The 18,193-nt window shown below is 37.7% G+C and carries 17 protein-coding genes; 8 read left to right on the top strand and 9 right to left on the bottom strand.

The annotated features are described in order from the left end of the window. Window positions 1-33 precede the first annotated feature (33 nt). Together ACIQXP_RS14330 and ACIQXP_RS14335 are read right to left on the bottom strand one after the other, a co-directional pair. The gene (locus ACIQXP_RS14330; RefSeq protein WP_387505787.1) at window positions 34-1,305 is read right to left on the bottom strand and encodes a M16 family metallopeptidase; all 1,272 of its coding nucleotides are present in this window, start codon (window positions 1,303-1,305) and stop codon (window positions 34-36) included. After that, the gene (locus tag ACIQXP_RS14335; protein ID WP_387505788.1) at window positions 1,298-2,542 is read right to left on the bottom strand and encodes a M16 family metallopeptidase; all 1,245 of its coding nucleotides are present in this window, start codon (window positions 2,540-2,542) and stop codon (window positions 1,298-1,300) included. Before ACIQXP_RS14335 ends, ACIQXP_RS14330 begins: the two co-directional genes overlap by 8 nt. Before the next feature lie 403 nt (window positions 2,543-2,945). On the opposite strand from ACIQXP_RS14335, the gene ACIQXP_RS14340 reads away from it, so the two are divergent. The 3 genes from ACIQXP_RS14340 to mqnC all read left to right on the top strand — a co-directional run bounded on the left by ACIQXP_RS14340 (window position 2,946) and on the right by mqnC (window position 5,136). Next, entirely contained in the window at window positions 2,946-3,329 is a 384-nt protein-coding gene (locus ACIQXP_RS14340; protein WP_387505789.1) for a hypothetical protein, read from the top strand. Window position 3,330: 1 nt separating this feature from the next. Then, the gene (locus ACIQXP_RS14345) at window positions 3,331-3,948 is read left to right on the top strand and encodes a hypothetical protein (RefSeq protein WP_293741276.1); all 618 of its coding nucleotides are present in this window, start codon (window positions 3,331-3,333) and stop codon (window positions 3,946-3,948) included. Between the two features lie 63 nt (window positions 3,949-4,011). After that, window positions 4,012-5,136: a cyclic dehypoxanthinyl futalosine synthase gene (gene mqnC / locus ACIQXP_RS14350; protein ID WP_293741277.1), complete on the top strand. Its 1,125-nt coding sequence runs from the start codon at window positions 4,012-4,014 to the stop codon at window positions 5,134-5,136. A gap of 215 nt (window positions 5,137-5,351) precedes the next feature. On the opposite strand, the gene ACIQXP_RS14355 is transcribed toward mqnC, so the two are convergent. After that, window positions 5,352-6,221: a ferritin-like domain-containing protein gene (locus ACIQXP_RS14355; RefSeq protein WP_387505790.1), complete on the bottom strand. Its 870-nt coding sequence runs from the start codon at window positions 6,219-6,221 to the stop codon at window positions 5,352-5,354. 18 nt (window positions 6,222-6,239) lie between these two features. Further along, window positions 6,240-6,974, bottom strand: a complete 735-nt coding sequence (locus ACIQXP_RS14360) for a ferritin-like domain-containing protein (RefSeq protein WP_293741279.1) — start codon at window positions 6,972-6,974, stop codon at window positions 6,240-6,242. 125 nt (window positions 6,975-7,099) lie between these two features. On the opposite strand from ACIQXP_RS14360, the gene ACIQXP_RS14365 reads away from it, so the two are divergent. The 5 genes from ACIQXP_RS14365 to ACIQXP_RS14385 all read left to right on the top strand — a co-directional run bounded on the left by ACIQXP_RS14365 (window position 7,100) and on the right by ACIQXP_RS14385 (window position 13,167). Next, window positions 7,100-7,885, top strand: coding sequence for a LytR/AlgR family response regulator transcription factor (locus ACIQXP_RS14365; protein WP_387505791.1), 786 nt, complete (start codon window positions 7,100-7,102; stop codon window positions 7,883-7,885). Further along, on the top strand, window positions 7,875-10,880 hold the full coding sequence (locus ACIQXP_RS14370; protein WP_387505792.1) for a ligand-binding sensor domain-containing protein: 3,006 nt from the start codon (window positions 7,875-7,877) through the stop codon (window positions 10,878-10,880). Before ACIQXP_RS14365 ends, ACIQXP_RS14370 begins: the two co-directional genes overlap by 11 nt. 250 nt (window positions 10,881-11,130) lie before the next feature. Continuing rightward, window positions 11,131-11,706 (top strand): SMC-Scp complex subunit ScpB, encoded by a 576-nt coding sequence (gene scpB, locus ACIQXP_RS14375; protein ID WP_387505793.1) that lies wholly within the window; start codon window positions 11,131-11,133, stop codon window positions 11,704-11,706. 78 nt (window positions 11,707-11,784) lie between these two features. Further along, window positions 11,785-11,976: a hypothetical protein gene (locus ACIQXP_RS14380; RefSeq protein ID WP_090987414.1), complete on the top strand. Its 192-nt coding sequence runs from the start codon at window positions 11,785-11,787 to the stop codon at window positions 11,974-11,976. A 72-nt stretch (window positions 11,977-12,048) separates the two neighbouring features. Further along, a complete protein-coding gene (locus tag ACIQXP_RS14385; protein WP_134203512.1) occupies window positions 12,049-13,167 on the top strand; it encodes a GNAT family N-acetyltransferase in 1,119 nt (372 codons plus the stop codon). A gap of 232 nt (window positions 13,168-13,399) precedes the next feature. On the opposite strand, the gene ACIQXP_RS14390 is transcribed toward ACIQXP_RS14385, so the two are convergent. The 5 genes from ACIQXP_RS14390 to ACIQXP_RS14410 form a co-directional block, all read right to left on the bottom strand. Then, window positions 13,400-13,726, bottom strand: coding sequence for a helix-turn-helix domain-containing protein (locus tag ACIQXP_RS14390; protein ID WP_387505794.1), 327 nt, complete (start codon window positions 13,724-13,726; stop codon window positions 13,400-13,402). A 72-nt stretch (window positions 13,727-13,798) separates the two neighbouring features. Beyond that, window positions 13,799-15,151 (bottom strand): UDP-N-acetylmuramate--L-alanine ligase, encoded by a 1,353-nt coding sequence (locus ACIQXP_RS14395; protein ID WP_387505795.1) that lies wholly within the window; start codon window positions 15,149-15,151, stop codon window positions 13,799-13,801. 190 nt (window positions 15,152-15,341) lie between these two features. After that, the gene (gene prmA, locus ACIQXP_RS14400; protein WP_387505796.1) at window positions 15,342-16,190 is read right to left on the bottom strand and encodes a 50S ribosomal protein L11 methyltransferase; all 849 of its coding nucleotides are present in this window, start codon (window positions 16,188-16,190) and stop codon (window positions 15,342-15,344) included. Beyond that, the gene (gene tpiA, locus ACIQXP_RS14405; protein WP_387505797.1) at window positions 16,191-16,952 is read right to left on the bottom strand and encodes a triose-phosphate isomerase; all 762 of its coding nucleotides are present in this window, start codon (window positions 16,950-16,952) and stop codon (window positions 16,191-16,193) included. A gap of 48 nt (window positions 16,953-17,000) precedes the next feature. After that, window positions 17,001-18,167 carry a putative sugar nucleotidyl transferase gene (locus ACIQXP_RS14410; RefSeq protein ID WP_387505798.1) on the bottom strand — a complete coding sequence of 389 codons (1,167 nt, stop codon included), beginning with the start codon at window positions 18,165-18,167 and terminating at the stop codon, window positions 17,001-17,003. Between the last annotated feature and the right edge of the window lie 26 nt (window positions 18,168-18,193).

The following is an 18,193-nucleotide window of genomic DNA, read 5'->3' on the forward strand; positions in this document are numbered from 1 at the left end:
TCGAAATGACGACCCCAATTGCTTAATTTCCGCTTACTTCTTCCCGATCACAACTTCTATAAAATTTTCTGTAGTAAGGTATTTATTAGCCATTACCAACAGCTCTTCAGCAGTGATTGTCTTCACTTTTTCGATATATTTGGTATAATAATCATAATCAAGTCCTGCAAAATAAATATTCTTGAATTTGTCGGCATGTGAAAAAACGTTCTCCAGGCTGCCCAACATCGATCCCAGCATGTAGTTCCGAACCAGATCCAGTTCTTCTGCTCCAACGGGTTCATTTTTCAATAACTCGATCTCTTTGTAAATTTCTGTTAGTGCTGCTGAACATACATCTGCACCCACTTCGGTTGCAATAAACAGATAACCTGCCTGCTGTAGTGAAGAAATACCAGAACCGATTCCGTAAGTATAACCTTTATCTTCGCGGATGTTGTTCATTAAACGTGAACCAAAATACCCGCCTAAAATTGTGTTTAGCACCTGAAGCCCGCAAAAATCCTCATGTTTGCGGTTTATAGCCAACTGGCCTATTCGGATAGCCGATTGTAATGCATCTGGCTTTTCGGTATAAAGCACTTTTTTTTCACTGGCTGTAAAACTAAAGGTATTTTTTATGGCATCACTTTTTTCCCAATCGCGGCCAAAAAAATCATTTAAAAACTTAAATCCAGCATCATCGAACTTACCTGATATCACTATGGTGCAGTTGTTCGGAGCATAAGCAGCCTTAAAATAATCAAGCAAATCTTCACGTTTTAAGGCATCGTAATGGGCTGCTTTGATATTGACGCCATAAGCGGTATCGCCAAACAAAGCATTGGCAAATTCCTTTCTCGAAAGAATATCATTCTTTTTCAGGTTAACCTGTAACTTCTGCTTCTGGTTCTGGATATAAATATCAAGTTCATGTTGTGGAAACTGGCTTTCTGATAAAACATCTTTCACAACCGGTAATACCGAATGCAAATGTTTATTCAACGTGTACAATGTTACCGAAGATTGATCCTGGACATATTCTGTTTGAAAAAATGCACCGTAAAAATCAATTTTTTCGGCTATTTCCTTTGCGGATAATTGATTTGTTCCGTTGTTAATTAATGCGCTTACCGCAATGGCCTGCAATGGTTTTTCCAGGTTCCAGTTTACATTATCAAAAATAAACTCAATCCGTACCAAATCCTGTTCTCCGGAATAAATCGTATAAACGGGTACACCATTATCCAATACCTGTTTTTGCGGATGGATAAATTTTATGGTAGATACCTGCTTGAAATCAGGTGCCTGTTGTCTGTTAAGCATTTTCTTCGGTTAAATAATATAAAGTAGATGATGATTTAGGATTAAAAGTTTCGTTTGATATCCGTTTGATATCTTCTGCGTTTACTTTTAGGAACTCTTCGGTTTCACTGTTCAATATAGCGGCATCGCCCAACAGCTCATAGTAAGCCAGATTCATTGCTTTATCCAACAGGTTCATCTCAGAAAAAACAAGTACCGATTCTACCTTATTTTTCACTTTAGTTAACTCCGTTTCCGAAACAAGTTCGGTTTTTAACTTCTCAAGTTCAGCCCAGATGGCTTTTTCTGCCGCTTCTACTGTTATACCCTTCACCAGTTTACCCTCTATAATAAAAAGCCCCGGATCCAAACTGCTTGAAATGTAAGCATTGATATCGCTAAAAAGTTGCTGTTCCTTTAAGAGGCTATTGTATAAACGCGAAGACTGGCCCCGCGATAAAATATCTGACAATAAATCAAAAGCGTAATAATCCCCGCTTAATCGTCCTGGCATTTTAAAAGCCATGTAAATCGCATTTAAAGGGACGTTAGCCTTAACTGTTTCTTTTCTGGCTTCGGTTTGCGGATCTTCCTGAATTAAATTCCGGTTATATTTCTCACCCGCAGGAATCGGTTCGAACCATTTTTCGGCCAGTTTTTTTACATCTGCTGTTTTCACATTTCCGCCAACAACTAAAATGGCGTTTTGCGGCGTATAATGTTTCTTAAAAAATGATTTTACGTCATCCATTGTGGCATTTTCAATGTGCGAAAGCTCTTTACCTATCGTTGCCCAACGGTAAGCATGCTTCTGATAAGCCAGCGGACGTAATTTTAACCAAACATCGCCATAAGGCTGGTTAAGATAACGCTGTTTAAATTCTTCACTTACCACATTTCGCTGGGTATCCAGGCTTTTTTCAGAGAAAGCCAGGCTCAGCATCCGATCGCTCTCTAACCAAAAAGCAGTTTCGATATTTTCTGCTGGCAAAGTGATGTAATAATTGGTAATATCGTTACTCGTAAAAGCGTTGTTCTCTCCCCCTACCCGTTGTAAAGGTTCGTCATAACTGGGAATGTTTATCGATCCACCAAACATTAGGTGCTCGAATAGATGAGCAAAACCCGTTTTTTCGGGGTCCTCATCCCGGGCACCAACATCATATAAAATATTTAAAACTGCCATTGGCGTTGTTGCATCTTCATGCACCAAAACTTTTAACCCATTGGCAAGTGTAAAACGATTAAAATCTACCATAAGTGACAAAGATAATTGAATTGTTGAATTGCTAAATTGTTTAATCAATTAATCTGTCAAACACGAGGGAATTTTTTTCTTAAAATTCTGCAAACAAATTTGTAATTTTTTTATTACCTGTAATTATATAATTTTACAAAAATAAAACCAAAAGAAATATGCTCACCTATGCTATAATCGCGCTCGTTTTAGTGGCAACAAGTCTTTTTTTACTCAACTTTAGGAGGGAAAGCAATTGGCGCAAAAACAATAATGATACGTTTAGTTTTGTTATCTCATTAATATCCACCTTTACAGGATTGTTTATTGCCCTGGCGGTTAATACTTTTCTGGATAACATCGACAAAAAAACAACTTAATTAAATTGTTGAACACCACTAATCTGGCAATAGAAAACTGCCAGATGAAAACAAAAGGAATGTATTTAAATACTTCCAATGCCGGACTTAATCTAACCGAAACCCTAAAGAAAACGCCTGTTGAACTACCTAAGTTATATCCCCAACTCGCAACAAATAGTTTGGTTAACGACTACTTTACACCAAATGCTTTTCAAGCTTATATTGTTTGTATAGACAATATGGAAACCTTTGTTAAAAACCTAAGCAATACCGAACAGAACAACAATGGAACGAAAATTGAGATTCTTAACCGGTACTTAAAATATTTAGAATTTGCTAAAAGTATTAACAATTTAGAAGTTGAGAGGCTCGGCGGGAACATTACTGAAGAACAGGAAACCACTTCTTTAAAGAAAATAGTTGACCAATTTACTACGTCGAAATAATATGAAAAATATCATTATAATCTGTTTGTTAACCTTTGGTTTAGCTGCCTGCAACACAGCTATAAAAAAGGAAGAAAAAATTGATTTTACTAAATCATATGAAACAGCGGCGCTCGCATTAACCGATGCACAATTGAATTACGATGCAGCAGTAGCAAGTAAGGATAACGCAAGAATAGCAGCCGCAAAAATACAGTTGGAAACCGCCAAAACCAATTATTTAAACAGTAAAACCTATTATACTGCAAATGGGGGCATTGTAAAAGCAGAAGATGATCAATTGCTTGCCAAAGCAAATACTTCTTTGGGTAAACCCGTTAATGACACAACCACTGTGGCCACTACGGCCGGAAAGTTTATTGATAGTACCAGGGTTAATGCTGATAAAAAGGTGAAACAGGTAATAGGCGCCATTGCAACTGGTGAAAGTAAGGTTAAACAAGTTTCAGATGCAGTTGCGGTTGGTCAAACTACGATTAAAAATAATGTTGTAAAAGCTAACGAAGGCTTAAAAAAGGTTAATGACAGTACTAAAAAGCGTTTAGAGGAAATAAAAAAACAGGGAAATGATTTGCTAAACCTGTTTAAACGTAAAGCTGATACCACAAAAAATAATTAACAATACACTGTTTTTTTATAAAACTGTGATTATAGTGATGCTTATTTCGAGTATTTTTGCTTTATGAATACAGCCGATTTACTACAGCGGGCGCTACATTTTGATTTTTTAACGCAAGAAGAAGGTGTATACTTATACCATAATGCCGATACTGCATCATTGATGTTTGTAGCTAATGAGCTAAGAAAAATTCAAGTCCCTAGCGGTAAAGTAACCTGGCAGATCGACCGTAATGTAAATACTACCAATGTTTGTATTGCAAACTGTAAATTTTGCAATTTCTTCCGCAGGCCTGGTCACGAAGAAAGTTATATTACCGACATTGAGACCTATAAGGTTAAAATTGAAGAAACTTTCCGTTTAGGCGGAGATCAGTTATTATTGCAGGGCGGTCATCACCCTGATCTGGGCTTGGCTTTTTATGCCGATCTATTCAAAAAGTTAAAGGAGTTATACCCCGATTTAAAACTTCATGCCTTAGGGCCGCCAGAAATTGCCCACGTCGCAAAGCTCGAAGGCATCACGCATACTGAAGTATTGAAAACACTCAAAGAAGCCGGGATGGATTCACTACCGGGAGCCGGTGCCGAAATTCTAAACGATCGAGTTAGACGGTTAATTTCCAAAGGTAAATGCGGCGGGCAAGAATGGCTAGATGTAATGCGTGCCTGTCACCAGTTGGATATCACCACTTCAGCAACCATGATGTTCGGCCATGTAGAAACCATCGAAGAGCGTTTCGAACATTTGGTATGGATCCGTCAGGTACAAAGCGAAAAACCTGCAGATGCGAATGGATTTCTGGCCTTTATTCCCTGGCCATTCCAGGATGACGGCACTTTATTAAAAAGACTGCGTGGTATCAGCAATACAGTAACCGCCGATGAATATATCCGGATGATTGCCCTGAGCCGCATTATGCTGCCAAATATTAAAAACATCCAGGCCAGTTGGCTAACCGTTGGAAAAACGACTGCCCAATTATGCCTTCATGCAGGAGCAAATGATTTTGGATCGATCATGATTGAAGAAAACGTAGTATCAGCAGCTGGTGCACCACATCGTTTCACAGCAAATGGTATCCAGCAATCCATTAAGGCTGCAGGTTTTGAGCCACAATTACGTGGCCAAAAGTATAATTACAGGGATTTGCCAGAGCATTTGGAAGAGCAGGTGATTACTTATTAAAAATGTAAGGTCAGATGGGAAATGGTTGATTGCAAGATTCATCTTTCTATGATCAATAGCATTAATTTTAATGAGATTCTGGTGTGGTATTTCTAATTTCACATCGATCTTAAATCTCGAAAACACTGATAAAACAAAGGGAAGTAAAACCAAAGTTCTACCTCCCCACCTTAAACGAAACATTACCTAATTAATAATGTCAATATTTTAGTGTACTACAATCTTTTACCAGGCTGTAAAAACAGGTTGGCAATCGTTACCACACTCGCCTTATCTAAAGGTTCATCAAAGCTTTCAACAGCAGCTGCCTTGGTAATACCTGAGAAACCACCAATACCGACAATATTTGCTCCAGCCTGCACGGTTAAATCTTCACCGGCATAAACAGCATCAACAGCTGCTACACCTGAATCATTTGCCTGTCCGGAAGCACCAAGGCTAACCCAAGGTTTATAAACGGTAGAGCCAGCAGCTGTACGCATTTGACGGATGTGAGAAGCATGACGTGCTTCAACAGAATGGATCTGAAGTGCAGTTTGCAATACCCCCGGAGCAGCCATTAAATTGGCCGCCTGGCCTTTGTATGCCCTAACACCGGTGTCTTCAAAGCCTTGTGCTACAGCTAGGAATGTAGTATAATCCGTGTATACATTCGCGAATGTACCACCCGCCCTAAAATCGGTATCTGCATAGGCAATTGGTGTACGTGCGGAACTTCCTAAAGCGCCTACCAATAAATCAACGTGCGCCTTCTCATGGTCGCGAATGGTAGTAATTGCTGTTTTAGCTGCTGCTGTTGGATAAGTGAAAGTAACATCAGTACCTAACAATGCGTGATTGTAAAAATGATATTCTAAATACTCTAAAGCCAGAGCGAAATTTAAAACGTCAGCAACACCTGATGGTAAAGTGGATTGTCCGTATGCTTTTTGAAACATAGAACCCAAAGCCAGTGGCATAGCAGCCAATGAGATTTTCTTACCGATGTTAAAAAAGCTTTTCATGGCAGCTCTTCTCGGGTTTAAACGCTCATAAACCTCACCATCAACTTTTTCAATTTCTTCTAATATATTTACGATATTCATGATTTCTAGTTTAAAATTTTAAAGATTGATAACATTAATTTTGGTTTTGATATATTTTGAAGCAGCAGCCAAAACTTTATCTGGTGTTAAGGCTGCATCTAAGCCACCTGCATTATTGGCTCCCAGTGAAGCAAGGCTATTAAGATCTGCAAATGATCCGTTTGAAACCATATCACGAACATAAGCCGCGTGACGGGCCTCAACTGAAACAATTTTACCTGCTAACAATAGAAATGTGCCATTTTTTAATCTTGGGCCGGCACCATTGTAAGCAGCAACGCCTAAATCTTCAAAAGCCATCGCAGTAGCTAAAACGCTAGCTTCACTAGTAAAATCAATTGATGAAAAATCTACTTCTAAACTTCCTATAGCTGCAGTTCCTAAAGCAGCTTTAAAAAACTCCCTATGCGCTATCTCATGAAACTGAATATCCTGGAAATACGCTTTTTTTGCGGCAGCATTTGTTCCTGTAAATTGGGTATTGCTATTAGCAACCTTAATGTAAAATGCCGCTTCTAGTTGCTCCAAAGCATAAGCATAATTCAATACACCATTATCATCTTTAAAATCCAGTGTTGCACCATTCATTGTTGGGTTATCATAACCGCGGTCTTTACTACAGCCTGCAGCTACTAAAGCAATGCCGGCAGCACCTGCACCTGCATACTGCAGAAAAGATCTTCTGCCCACAGCTTTGTCAAACAAACTTTTCTCCTGAAGCTCGCTTTTTGTTTCTAGTTCATTGTTTTTCATAGTCATCTATGTTTTAGTGGTTTTGAATACGTTTGATGATACATACGTGACAATTTGGATACTGGTTTTTTCGATTTGCATTTTTTTTTATAAGACCATTTTAATACATTCACCAACCTATAGCTATGACTACACTAAAGGCCATTATTGTTGATGATGAGGAGTTTGCACGATCGTCATTATTTTTTTTACTGCAACAGAATTGTCAGCAGGTAGAAATTACCGGTATAGCAAGATCTGTAAACGAGGCAAAAGAGATTTTAGACCATCACCCTATTGATCTGATCTTTTTGGATATTGCCATGCCTGGCGGAAATGGTTTTGAATTGGTGGCCGATGCACAAAAACACAATGCTGCCATAATATTTACTACCGCCTATGATCAATATGCATTAAAAGCAATAAAGGCAAATGCGCTCGATTACCTGTTAAAACCAATTGATATTGATGAACTTAAAACAGCAGTAGACAAAGTTTCACAACACATCAAATTATTTAAAAGCCAGAATGAGAATGATGAACGAATAAACAATCTGGCTTCCAGTTTAAGTTCGAGATCAGAGATCAGGAAACTAACCCTTCCTTACGGACAGGGTTTTAAAATGATTGATATTGATGATATTATTTATATTGAAGCCGACAGTAATTATTCTATTGTACACCTAAACAACCACGAAAAAATCACTGTTTCCAAGGTTTTAAGGGAGTTCGAAGAATTACTGCCAACTGATCAGTTTGTCAGGATACACAAATCAAGCATTATCAACCTTAATCACTTAAAGGAATATAATTCGAAAAACGGACTACAGGTTTTCCTTAAAAACGGTCAAAGCATCAACATTTCGAGGCGAAGAGCAAGCGATTTTTTTGAAAAAATAAAGTTATTTACCAAAGCAAATAGTGATCATTAGTCCGTATATAAAAGGAAAACAACTAGCTCAAAAAGCTATTCTGAAGTTTAGCTTCAGCAGTTTTTTTATTGCTTTTTTATTTCTGATCCTGGGTTTTATCGTACCTCAAAAACTTTTTTCGCAGACCACTTATCTCCCCCATTATAACACTAAAAACGGGCTTGCCAGCAATAACTGTTATTACATTTTACAGGATAAAAAAGGTTTTATATGGATTGCCACCGATAATGGATTGAGCCGTTTTGACGGAACAAACTTTCAGAATTTCACTATTGAAGATGGTTTGCCAGATACGCAGATCCTGCAGATGAAAGAAGATAACGAAGGCCGTTTATGGTTTTTTGCACTTAACGGTCAGCTCAGCTATTTAAAAGAAGGAAAGTTTTACAACCAGAACAACGATGAACTCCTTAAAAAACTCAACTTTAATACCGTAATTGTTTCCTTTTTAATTGATCAATCAGGGCGGATCTGGCTCGGAACAAACGCCAACCTGATTGTGTGCTGGGATGGTAAGACCATTAGAAAATATATCTCTCCAAATCAAAAGGACAAATTTATCAATGCTTTTATTCATGAAGATGAACAAGGTAACATATTTGCACATAGCGATTTAAGTGTACAACAATTTAATGGAAAAACATTCATCCTGAAAAAGTCAAAAGTACAACCCATTTCTTATATGACAGCTGCCAATAGCAGCAACAGATCTTTATTCTATCTTGATAATGGTGGATTAAAACAATACCGGCACGGAATCATCAACGAGCTTATTTCCATCCCGCAAAACCTGATCAAAAACATGTCGGGATATTTTTATTACGACGTTAGCAGCAAAGAGGTTTGGCTGTCAAACGCCAATGGCGCTTTTGCGCTTGATAAAAGCGGAAAAACGGTGCAGTATCTGCAGGATATTCCGGTTAACCAGGTAATTAAAGATAATAACCAGAACATGTGGTTTGCTACCAATCAGGGCATATACATGCTGCCGAACATGAATAACCGCTTATCGATTATTGATGCAGAATCTGGCCTGAGTAGCAATGTAATTAAAAGCATCACCAAAGACGGGAAAAACAGACTGTGGTTGGGTACGGATGATGCGGTAATAGACGTGCTGAGCATCAACAATTATCAGGTTGATGAAATTGGGTTAGATGATTTTAAAAAATACAAAACCATTAAGCAGCTAACTTTCGACCCTAAAGACCAAGCCATCTATTTCGCGTCTGATTATGGAATGGGTGTTTTCAAAAATATTTACAACAGCAGTAGCGATGTAAGTTATTTGAAGGAATCAAATAATTCGATGTTTGTGATCAAACACTTTAGCGTTGCTGAAAACAATAATCATCTTGCCCTGGCGCTATCATCAGGTGTTGTTTTCTTATCAGACAGAACCAGTAAACTTGAGTTTAATGCTGCAAAATATCGCGAAAAGGAGGATTTTTTTAAAGATAGGTCCTATCACGTTTTTTATGATCGTGAAGGCAATTTGTGGTTTTCAAATGTTAACGGACTTTCTCAATTTTCGAAAGGAAAACTGGTTAAACACTATGAGAACCACCCCCTGCTAACCAAAAGGATCAATGATATCCAGCAGCTTGCCGATGGAACATTGATTCTGGCTACCGATGGTTATGGTTTAATTTTTTATAAGAATAAACAGATTACCAGACAAATTACTCAAAAAGACGGCTTAACCAATAATATCTGCACAAAAATATTCATCAAAAACAATGAAATATGGGTATTAACCAACAAAGGCGTTAACAAAATAGCCAATTACCCGAATGAACTTAATGTAGCCAATTTCGACTATGGAAAAGACCTGTTAAGTGATGATATAAACAGTTTGTATATTGATGACAGCACGGCTTATTTTGCTACAAACAAAGGGCTGATTCTGTTTAAATACAACAATAAAAACATTATTAAAAACCTTCCTAAGGTATATGTTACTTCTATCATTAAAGATAACGAACGTTTACCTGTTGATCAGGATAATTTTACTTTCGAAACGGGTAATAATACCATACTCTTTACCTTTAGCGCCGTTGATTTTACCACCAGTGATATTACCTACCGGTACCGTTTAAATGAAAATTCGGCCTGGATAGAAACCCGAACGAGGCGTTTGGATTTTTCATCACTGCAATCAGGCGATTATGTGTTTGAGGTAAGTGCAAAAAGCCAAAACGGTAGTTGGGGTGAATCTGCAAAAATTGCCTTTACCATTAAAAGTCACTTTTGGCAAAGCCTATGGTTTTTATCCATTTTAATATTGCTTGTGGCTTATATCTTTTATAAAGTGGCTGTTTATATCACCCGCAAGCAAAAGGACAAGGAACAAGCACAATTGTTGTTAAAAAACAAAGTGCTGATGTTAGAACAGCAGGCACTGCAGGCAATGATGAATCCCCATTTTGTATTTAATGTAATGAACTCCATCCAGCATTATATTAACACGCAAAACACAGCGTCTGCCAATAAGGTTTTAACGGGATTTGCCAGACTGATCAGAAAAAACCTGGAGATCTGTACCAAGAGTTATATCTCACTGGAAGAAGAATTAGAATACTTAAACCTCTACCTCAAACTGGAGAAGAACCGGTTTGGTGACAAATTAGACTATATTTTTAATTTAGATGACGATATAGACAGAGAGGAAACGTTTATTCCGTCTATGTTGTTGCAACCATATGTTGAAAATGCCATATGGCATGGCATTATGCCAAAAGAAACTGGTGGCAAAATCATGATTAACATTAAACTGATGGATGAATTCTATCTTAATATTGAAATTATAGACGATGGCATCGGGATAGAAAACTCCTTAAAAGACAAAAAGGAGACACATATTAGTAAAGGTATGCAGCTTACCAAAGAAAGGTTACATCTTTTAGGTCAGATTGGAGCAAAACCTATACACCTAAACGTACGACAAAATACCACAAATGGTACCACCGTCTCCATTTCTATACCGTTAAAATAAACAATTTACCGTTTACTCAATTATTAATACCACTTACTAAATAGAATCTTGATCGAACCTGGTTTAGCCTTAAACTTGTGTTAGAAATAAACGATAGTGTTTATCAAAGACGTTCTTATAGAATTGATATAGATATTTAATAACCTAACCTAAAACTATATCTTAATTCAGGTTTCATTTGTGTGTTGAAAGCGGTCTTGTTTTTAAAAGCGAGACCGCTTTTTTTATGTCGAAAATTTTATTTTTGTATATGCCCAATCATAATATCACCAGACACATTGAAGCGCTTATATTTTCTTCCAGCCAAAGCATCAGTAAGCAAGAAATCATACTTGCCTTAAATGCAGTTTTTAATGAAGAGTTTATTGAAGAACAAGTTTTCGAAAGCATAGAGCAGATTAAGGAAAAGTATAGCCAGGATGATTTGGCAATCGAATTGGTATTTTTAAACAATGGCTACCAGTTTTTAACCAAAAAAAATTATCATGAAACGGTAAATCAACTGCAGTTACATCGCTCCAAGAAAAAATTAAGTCAGGCTGCGATGGAAACACTAGCCATTATTGCCTACCGGCAGCCCATAACCAAGTTGGAAATTGAACAGATAAGAGGCGTAAACTCTGATTATTCGGTACAACGCCTGCTTGAGAAAGAACTGATCAGTATTGATGGAAAAGCAGAAACCCCTGGCCGACCTATCCTCTACCGTACCAGTACATTGTTTATGGATTACTTTGGCTTAAACAGCTTAAACCAGCTTCCACAGTTAAAAGATATCGTTAAAGAGGAAAATTCTGTAGGAGAAAATGTAGAGCAAATAAATTAATTTATTTATTCACAGATTGTTATTAAAAAAAGTTTTTTTGTATTTTTAAACTATAAAAGCAATTTTTATTTTTGTGTTATGACAGCGCCAAAGAAACTCCCAACTAAACCGACTGCCAAAAAACAGGCAGACGAAGATGATGATTTTGAAGATGACGATATTCAAACAACAAAAAAGAAGCCTCAGGATGATGACGATGATGATTTCGACTTGCCATTAGATGATCTGGACAACTTCGACAATTTTGACGATGACGACGACGATTATTAATATTTAAAAAACATATATTTGAAAAAGCATCCGCCCGCTTGGTAGGATGCTTTTTAATTTTAAAATCTGCCCATGCAAGTTATATCCGTAAGCAATTCATCATTAAAAAAAGACTTTCTAAACACACCTAAAATCTTATATAAAAACGATAAAAACTGGATCTGTCCTCTGGATAGCGAAGTTGAAAATGTTTTTAACCCTGAAAAAAACACTTTTTTTGCACATGGAAAATGCACACGTTGGGTATTAAAGGATGATGCAGGAAAACTGATTGGGCGTGTAGCAGCTTTTATAAATGAGAAAAAAGCATACCATTATGACCAGCCAACAGGTGGAATGGGTTTTTTTGAATGTATTGATGATGAAAAAGCTGCATTTCTTTTATTCGATACCGCCAAAAACTGGTTAACCGAAAATGGAATGAAAGCGATGGATGGTCCGATTAATTTTGGTGAAAACGATAGTTTCTGGGGACTATTGGTTGAAGGCTTTACCCCCCCATCTTTCGGCATGAACTATAATTTCCCCTATTATCATAAATTTTTCGAGAAATATGGTTTTGTTACAGAATATGAGCAATTGACCAATCATATTAATCTGACCATACCCTTTCCGGAACGTTTTACAAAAATTGCCAACTGGGTAAGAAATAAACCTGGTTATACCTTCGAATATTTCAGCAAATCCAATTCAAGCAAATACATCAATGATTTAATGGAAATTTACAATGATGGCTGGCAGAATTTTGAAAACTTCGTTCCCATTAAAAGAGAAACCCTCGAAGAGAGTTTTAAAAGTATGGAACCCATTATGGATGAACACCTGATTCAGTTTGCTTACTTCAACGGCGAACCGGCATCATTTGTCGTGTTGATTCCTGATGCAAACCAGATGATCAAAGGTTTTAACGGGAAACTGGGTTTAATTGAAAAATTAAAGTTTGCCTACCGCCGTTGGGTGGGCGTTACGCGCATGAGGGCAATTGTAATGGGCACTAAACCTAAATTCCAAAAACACGGTTTAGAATCGGTACTTTTTATCCGTTTAGGCGAATATGTATTACCTAAAAACCAGTACAAAGAGCTTGAATTGAGTTGGGTAGGCGATTTTAATGAACAGATGATTGCCATCCATAAAGCTACGGGCGCAACATTTGGAAAAAAGCACTTAACAATGCGGAAGATATTTTAAACTTAACAGATTCGATACCTGACAAGGTTCATGTCTCCACGAGCCTTTTTTATAATTGATACTCATTCATTCCATCGTCCGCGTTTGTAACGCGGATGATAGAGAATGGCAATTGTATCGCCGTTAGCATTAAGCCATTTTATTCGAATTATAAATGCATATTCTCTAATCCTCATTGCAAAAGAGGACTATATTTTATTGTGCTGAACATCATCATGGCAATTAACAATATTTAAATCCCAAGCTTATCGTATAAATCAATCACCTTTTTGCGGAGTTTATTAATTTCTTCTTCCTTTTCGATCAGTTCTTTTTTAAGCGCAATGAGTTCTTTTGAGGAGTCGGATTCCGATGATGCTGATTGCCCTGTAATCAATTGTATTACCGGAACTTTGAATATTTTAGAAATCTGGAGTAAACGCGAGATATTGAGATCGGTCTGGCCCGTTTCGATTTTACAAAAAGCAGGAGTGGAAATATTCAATTTTTTAGCCGCATCGGCCTGACTTATTCCCAGTAACAATCTACTTTGTTTGATATGATCTCCAATACTTTTCATAATTTAATTAGATATGGGATTTGAGAAGTGAGATTTGAGAAAATATCCCTCTCAAATCTCATGTCTAGAATCTCACTTCCTTATAATGGCCGCAAGTTCCGGCAAATCGAAACCCGCATAATTACCAGAGCTCATCATTAACAAATTGCCATTTTTGTAATTTAAGCTCAACAAATAATCTTTAAGCTTTGACGCGTCATTAAAAAACTTCAATTTTGGATTGGCGAAGGCCTTTTGCACATCGTCTTCAGAAAAAGGCTCCATTCGCTTTTGTTCGAAAGATTTAATGTCAATAAATACAATGGCCTCATCGGCTTTATCCATCGCACCTTTATATTCTTTCAGGAAATCTTTGTTTAAACTGCTAAAAGTATGCAATTCTATACAAGCTACTAATTTACGGCTGTTAAATTGGGCTTTAACAGCATCAATAGTCGCTTTTAGTTTTGACGGTGAATGTGCAAAGTCTTTATAAACATTGGTTGATACATCAGCCGAAATGACCTCTAAACGTTTAGCAGCCCCGGTAAATGATGCAATGGCCGTATCAAAATCGTTTTCACCGATAGCTAATTGTTTACATACCAATTTGGCGGCATTCAGGTTCATGAGGTTGTGATCACCAAAAATCTTCAATGCCGTCTCTTCCGGAAGCAGGTAAGTGATTCCGTTCCTGATTTCATGTTCAGGGATAGCATAACCGATCCTGGTCACATCAGCTTTTGATTTTGACACAATCTCATTCAAATCTGCATCTGCCTTACAGTAAATCAACGTGCCCTTTGTTTCTATTGAATCAATAAACTTTTCAAATTGCAACGTATAATCGGCATAGGTTGGAAAAACATTGATGTGATCCCAGGCAATTCCGCTAATTACCGCAACATTTGCTTTATACAGGTGAAATTTCGGTCGTCTGTCAATCGGCGAAGATAAGTATTCATCGCCTTCAATAATCATCACCGGAGCTTCTTCGGTTACTTTAACCATGGTTTCGAAACCGGCAAGCTGCGCGCCGACCAGATAATCAAAATCACGCTTATAGTAATTTAGTACATGTAAAATCATGCTGGTAATGGTTGTTTTACCATGACTACCACCAATTACTACACGCAGTTTATTCTTACTCTGCTCGTAAATATATTCAGGATAAGAATAGATTTTAACACCCAATTCCTGTGCCTTCAATAATTCCGGATTATCAATACGGGCATGCATACCCAATATTACCGCATCCAGCTCGTTAGAAATGCGATTTTCATTCCATCCCATTTCAGCTGGCAGTAAACCATATTTATCCAAACGCGATTTTGCAGGTTCGAAAATCACATCGTCTGAACCTGAAATCTGATAACCTTTTTTATGTAGGGCAATGGCCAGGTTGTGCATGGCACTCCCACCAATCGCTATAAAATGTATACGCATATTTTTTGTTTTAGATCTGAGATGCTAAATGTGAGATTTGAGACGCTAGATATGAGATGTTAGACAAGAAAATGAGATATGAGACAAACGATGTAAGATACAAAATGAAGAACAAGCACTTAAATACCTTAACCGCTCGGTCTTCCACCTTAAACCTTAAACCTTCTACCTTCAACCTACCTTAAACCCTCTACCCTGCCACCTTTTTCTCAAATTGTGCCGCTACCCAATCACCGTTTTGTTTATGATCAACGTATTTAATGCCATATTTAGCACATTCGGCAGTAATCATCGCCAAATCAGGATCCAGATAAAAGCCACTGAAAAAAATTTTGCCTTCAGGTTTTAAAACCTCAGCATAACGGTGGATTTGATCTAATAATATATTCCTATTAATGTTGGCAAAAACAACATCATATTCATCATCCGGAATGACTTCTTTACTACCACAAAGTGCCTGTAAATTATTTACTTCATTAAGCGCAGCATTTTCTACCGTACTCTCATAACAGATATCATCGTAATCGATGGCCATTAAACTTTTAGCCCCTAATTTTGCAGCCAGAACAGCTAAAATTCCGGTTCCGCAACCCATATCCAGAATCTGTTTATCCTTCAAATCGGCAGACAGGATATACTGCATCATCATGGTGGTGGTTTGATGATGGCCAGTGCCGAAAGCCATTTTAGGATCAATTACGATTTCGTAAGGGTATGAAGGTTGTGGCTCATGAAACGTCGCTCTCACGTAACACACATCATCAATAACCAGCGGGCTAAAATTCTTCTCCCATTCAGCATTCCAGTTTTCGTCGGCAACGTCTTCTAAAGTGTATTCTGCCGCAAATTCCTCACTGTAATTGCCCAATAGATCTTTTAATTCCTGCTCGTTAAAATTATCTTTAATAACGAAAGCCGTAAAACCAGCCTCACTATCTTCAAAAGTATCGAAGCCCAGGTCAGCAAGATCACTGATAAGCAGATCCTGTTGATAATCTTCGATACTTTTGAAAGTAAATATTGCTTTTATGTATTGCATCTAGCTATTTAATGCTTTAATAATATCTGTAAAATCGCGTGATTTTAATGATGCTCCACCGATTAGGCCACCATCAATATCTTTTTGTGCAAATAAGCTCGCGGCATTACCCGGATTACAACTGCCACCATATAAGATAGTGGTATCATCGGCTATATTAAAACCATAATTCGCTTCAATCTCACTGCGGATAAAAGCGTGGATATCCTGTGCCTGTTCTGGTGATGCAGTCAACCCCGTTCCGATAGCCCAAACCGGTTCGTAAGCGATCACGATTTTTTTGAAATCTTCTTCAGTTAAACCAAAAAGCCCTTCTACCAGTTGCTTTTTCAATACTTCATAATAACTACCGTTGTTACGCTCATCCAAAGTTTCGCCAATGCAAAAAATCGGCGTTAAGCCATTGGCTAAAGCAATTTTAGTTTTTTCTGCCAGTAAAGCATCGCTTTCAGCAAAATATTGTCTGCGTTCTGAGTGACCCAAAATCACATATTCTGCACCTACAGATTTCACCATTTTGGCCGAAGTTTCACCCGTATAGGCTCCACTTTCCTTATCGCTGATATTTTGAGCGCCAATTTTAACATCGTTACCACCCAATTTTGCCAGGCTGTTTAAATGAATAAATGGCGAACAAATGATGGCCAGTTGATCGCCTTTACGCTCATCTTTAACCATGTTTACGATTTCGCTGAACAACGAAACGCCTTCGTTATAATCCAGGTTCATTTTCCAGTTACCGGCAACAATCTTTTTTCTCATTTTATATTATTTAATGGTTGGTTGACCTTTTTAAGATCAGGTTTTATATTAAAATCGCCTATACGATTCGGTTAATTCAAATATCCGGGTGAGCATGTTTTTTTCTACCTCATTAAAGGCCATATTTTTTCTTGCAAATACCTTTTCGGTAGTTTCGAACATTTTATGCAGCTTATAAATGTCGAAACCAGCCGCACCGCCCCAACTAAAATCAGGTATGTTATTTGGCGGAAAACCACCTCCAAAAACATTGGCTCCAACGCCTACCACACTACCGGTATTGAACATGGTATTAATACCTGCTTTAGCGTGGTCGGCCATGATCAGTCCACAAAATTGGAGGCTGGTGTTGCGCATTTTCCGAGTTTCGTAATCATAAAGTTTTACCTCTGCATAATTATTTTTTAAATTCGAATTATTGGTATCTGCGCCGATATTACACCACTCGCCCATTACCGAATTGCCCAGATATCCTTCGTGACCCTTTGCCGAGTTACCCCAGATTACGGCGTTGTTAATTTCGCCACCTGCACGGCTATTGGGACCAATTGTAGTACCCGAATAGATCTTCGCGCCCATTTTTATGGATGAATTTTCACAAAGAGCAAAAGATCCCCTGATTAAAGAGCCTTCCCAAACCTCGGCATTTTTACCGATGTAAACTGGTCCATAAGTAGTATTAAACACGCTGCACTCTGCCTTTGCACCTTCCTCCAGGAAAATATCATCGCCCAGTAACTGATTGGTACTACTTAGTTTTGCAGAGCTGCGTCCTTCGGTTAACAATTTAAAATCTTTTCTGATCTCTGAAGGGTTATTTCCAAAAATATGTTCCGGATAAACAATACGTGTAAAATCTCCGGAGTATTCAATTTGCTTGAGCGACTTAATCGCTTCAAGAGAGTACTGATCAGCAATGTAGGCTATAAAAACATCGTTTTGATAAAGTGCTTCTCCCGCTTTAAGTCTTGAAATAGCATCAAGCAAGGCTTCGTCAGGGCAAACAGAACCATTTATACATAAATCGGGATTAGGCTTTGGTGCAAATTTTACAGAAAGGTGATCCTGAGTGTGAAAGCCAAAATCAGCTTTTAAATGTTTTGCCCATTTCTCGGCAATGGTTAAAATACCAATGCGTAAATCGGCCACAGGTCTGGTAAACGTAAGTGGACGTAAGAACATCCAGGAAGCATCATCAAATAGATTGATTGTCATAAGCAGCAAAAATAAAAAAAGTCCCG

The organism is Pedobacter suwonensis (assembly GCF_044762335.1).
Lineage (GTDB): Bacteria > Bacteroidota > Bacteroidia > Sphingobacteriales > Sphingobacteriaceae > Pedobacter.

Excerpts from the sequence above, each read along its gene's own strand:
- ACIQXP_RS14355 (WP_387505790.1), bottom strand. The coding sequence starts at position 6,221 with ATGAATATCGTAAATATATTAGAAGAAATTGAAAAAGTTGATGGTGAG.
- ACIQXP_RS14410 (WP_387505798.1), bottom strand. The coding sequence starts at position 18,167 with ATGACAATCAATCTATTTGATGATGCTTCCTGGATGTTCTTACGTCCA.
- ACIQXP_RS14330 (WP_387505787.1), bottom strand. The coding sequence starts at position 1,305 with ATGCTTAACAGACAACAGGCACCTGATTTCAAGCAGGTATCTACCATA.
- ACIQXP_RS14340 (WP_387505789.1), top strand. The coding sequence starts at position 2,946 with ATGAAAACAAAAGGAATGTATTTAAATACTTCCAATGCCGGACTTAAT.
- scpB (WP_387505793.1), top strand. The coding sequence starts at position 11,131 with ATGCCCAATCATAATATCACCAGACACATTGAAGCGCTTATATTTTCT.
- ACIQXP_RS14365 (WP_387505791.1), top strand. The coding sequence starts at position 7,100 with ATGACTACACTAAAGGCCATTATTGTTGATGATGAGGAGTTTGCACGA.
- mqnC (WP_293741277.1), top strand. The coding sequence starts at position 4,012 with ATGAATACAGCCGATTTACTACAGCGGGCGCTACATTTTGATTTTTTA.
- ACIQXP_RS14335 (WP_387505788.1), bottom strand. The coding sequence starts at position 2,542 with ATGGTAGATTTTAATCGTTTTACACTTGCCAATGGGTTAAAAGTTTTG.
- ACIQXP_RS14395 (WP_387505795.1), bottom strand. The coding sequence starts at position 15,151 with ATGCGTATACATTTTATAGCGATTGGTGGGAGTGCCATGCACAACCTG.
- tpiA (WP_387505797.1), bottom strand. The coding sequence starts at position 16,952 with ATGAGAAAAAAGATTGTTGCCGGTAACTGGAAAATGAACCTGGATTAT.
- ACIQXP_RS14345 (WP_293741276.1), top strand. The coding sequence starts at position 3,331 with ATGAAAAATATCATTATAATCTGTTTGTTAACCTTTGGTTTAGCTGCC.
- ACIQXP_RS14360 (WP_293741279.1), bottom strand. The coding sequence starts at position 6,974 with ATGAAAAACAATGAACTAGAAACAAAAAGCGAGCTTCAGGAGAAAAGT.
- ACIQXP_RS14390 (WP_387505794.1), bottom strand. The coding sequence starts at position 13,726 with ATGAAAAGTATTGGAGATCATATCAAACAAAGTAGATTGTTACTGGGA.
- ACIQXP_RS14380 (WP_090987414.1), top strand. The coding sequence starts at position 11,785 with ATGACAGCGCCAAAGAAACTCCCAACTAAACCGACTGCCAAAAAACAG.
- ACIQXP_RS14385 (WP_134203512.1), top strand. The coding sequence starts at position 12,049 with ATGCAAGTTATATCCGTAAGCAATTCATCATTAAAAAAAGACTTTCTA.
- prmA (WP_387505796.1), bottom strand. The coding sequence starts at position 16,190 with ATGCAATACATAAAAGCAATATTTACTTTCAAAAGTATCGAAGATTAT.